Annotated in this window: 2 protein-coding genes; both read left to right on the top strand. The window is 77.2% G+C overall.

Annotated features, from left to right (window positions below):
* A partial coding sequence (locus ACWGDE_RS38695) for a patatin-like phospholipase family protein (protein ID WP_453393774.1) occupies positions 1-759 on the top strand: 759 nt, incomplete at its 5' end.
* 67 nt (positions 760-826) lie between these two features.
* The gene (locus ACWGDE_RS38690; protein WP_453393775.1) at positions 827-1,618 is read left to right on the top strand and encodes a spermidine synthase; all 792 of its coding nucleotides are present in this window, start codon (positions 827-829) and stop codon (positions 1,616-1,618) included.
* Positions 1,619-1,771 lie beyond the last annotated feature (153 nt).

The following is a 1,771-nucleotide window of genomic DNA, read 5'->3' as shown; positions in this document are numbered from 1 at the left end:
GACCTGTTCGGCGCCGACCTCGTCGTCGGGACCTCGGCCGGCTCGGTCGTCGGAGCGCAGCTCACCTCCGGACTGCTCACCCCGCAGGAGCTGTACGAGCGCCAGCTCGGCGACGCCTCCGGAGAGCTGACCGCGAAGCTCCCGGCCTCCCTGATCGCGCGGTACGCCGTCGCGATGGTGCGCTCGCGCGACCCGAAGGCCTACCGGCGCCGGGTCGGCGCCCTCGCGCTCGCCGCCGGCACCGAGCCGGAGGCGGAGCGCCGCAAGGTCCTGGAGGCCCGGCTGGTCTCGCACGCCTGGCCCGAGCGGCGCCTGCTGGTCGCGGCGGTCGACGCGCTGACCGGCGAGCTCGCCGCCTTCGAGCGGGGGAGCGCGGCCGGACTGGTCGACGCCGTGTCGGCGAGCTGCGCCGTACCCGGGGTGTGGCCGCCGGTGACCGTCGCCGGGCGGCGGTTCATCGACGGCGGCATCCGCTCCGCGACCAACGCCGACCTCGCCTCCGGCTACGCGCGGGTGGTGATCCTCGCGCCGGTGACCATGGGGTCCGGGCTCGTTCCCTCGCCGGCCGCCCAGGCCGCGCGGCTGCGGAAGGCCGGGGCGAAGGTCATGCTGATCACCCCGTCGCCGGAGGCCCGCAAGGCGTTCGGGCGCAACGTACTGGACCCGGCGCGGCGCGACCCGGCCGCCCGGGCGGGGCTCGCGCAGGCCGCCGGGCACGCGGAGCGGGCGGCGGAGATCTGGGCGGGCACGGCGGCCTGACAATGGTGCGGTGAGTGACGAACAGATCCCGGTGATCCGGGACGTGGCCCAGGGCACGGCCAAACTGATGCCGGACGTCGACCGGGAGCGGGCCTGGCTGCTGACGGTCGACGGGGCCCCGCAGTCCTACGTGGACCTCGACGACCCGGAGCACCTGGAGTTCGAGTACGTACGCCGCCTCGCGCACGTACTGGACCGCGTGGGCGAGCCGGGGGCGGGGCTGGACCTGCTGCACCTGGGCGGCGGCGCGCTGACGCTGCCGCGGTACGCGGCGCGGACCCGGCCCGGGTCCCGGCAGGACGTGGTCGAGTTCGACGGCGGGCTCGTGGCGCTGGTCGAGGAGTTCCTGCCGGTGGCGGCGGGCAGCGGGATCACCGTGCACGTCGCCGACGCGCGGGACTGGCTGGCGGCGGCGCCGGACGCGAGCGCGGACGTGGTGGTGGGGGACGTCTTCGGCGGCTCGCGGGTGCCGGCCTCGCTGACCTCCGTGGAGTACGCGCGGGAGGTGGCGCGGGTGCTGCGGCCCGGCGGCGTGTACGTGGCGAACCTCGCCGACGGGGCGCCGTTCGACTTCCTGCGGGGGCAGCTGGCGAACTTCGGGGCGGCGTTCGGGGAGCTGGCGCTGATCGCGGAGCCGGGGGTGCTGCGGGGGCGGCGGTTCGGGAACGCGGTGCTCTTGGCTTCGGACGGTGGGTTGCCCGTCGCGGGGCTTTCGCGTGCGTGTGCCTCCGACGCGTTTCCCTCGCGGGTCGAGGCGGGGGCGGGGCTGGCGCGGCTTCTGCGGGGGGCGGTGGTGGTTCGCGACGCCGAGGCGGTGGCTTCGCCCGAGCCGCCGGAGGGGGCGTTCAGCCTCGGCTGAGGCTCGCGGGTGCGGGTGCGGGTGCGGGTGCTGGGCCCTGCGGGGCGTGTCCCCTACCCGCCCTTCCCCCGTTCCCCGGGCTGCGCCCGGACCCGCTTGGGGCTGCGCCCGGACCCGCTTGGGGCTGCGCCCCGGACCCCCGGGGCTGCGCCC

The sequence above is a fragment of the Streptomyces sp. NPDC054956 genome, assembly GCF_053609185.1.
This window is presented reverse-complemented; position numbering and strand designations above follow the sequence as displayed.